This window comes from Neoluteolibacter marinus, from assembly GCF_014904755.1.
Lineage (GTDB): Bacteria > Verrucomicrobiota > Verrucomicrobiia > Verrucomicrobiales > Akkermansiaceae > Haloferula > Haloferula marina.
Map to the genome: position 1 here is coordinate 1 of NZ_JACZFQ010000316.1, position 549 is coordinate 549.

At 69.2% G+C, this 549-nt stretch carries 1 protein-coding gene; it reads left to right on the forward strand.

Annotated features, from left to right (window positions below; all coding sequences use genetic code 11):
* A partial coding sequence (locus tag IG178_RS25050) for an extracellular solute-binding protein (RefSeq protein WP_193215279.1) occupies positions 1-491 on the forward strand: 491 nt, incomplete at its 5' end.
* Between the last annotated feature and the right edge of the window lie 58 nt (positions 492-549).

Here is a 549-nt window from a genome sequence, read left to right on the forward strand (position 1 = left end):
CCGACATCGCCTCTGAGGCGTTCCTCAACGGAGAGTCGCCCTTCCTGATCGGAGGGCCGTGGGAGCTCGCGGCGATCGAGGCGGCCGGGATGAGGTGCACCGTGCTCCCCGTGCCGCCAGCCGGTGACCAGCCCGCTCGGCCGTTCGCCGGAGTCCAGGCGCTGTTCGTCAACGCCCACGCGGCGAATCCGGTCGCCGCACATGACTTCGTGACCAACTGGCTGCCCACCACCGAGGCGCAGACCGCCCTCTACGAATCCACAGGGCGGCCTCCTGCCTCCATCACCGCCGTGGAGGCGATGGACGACGATCCCCTGCGCACCGAGTACGCCAGGATCGCCGACGAGCTGGCGCTGCCCATGCCGTCGATCCCGGCCATGGGAGCGGTGTGGAGCTTCTGGGGCACCACGGAGAACGCCATCCTGGACGGACGCGCGGAGCCCGGGCCCCAGTGGCAGTCCATGATCGAGAGCATCGAGGGGCAGATCTGATGACTGAGCAGGTGAAGGCTCCGGAGATGGGCTCCGAGCTGGATTCGAAGCCCCCGCG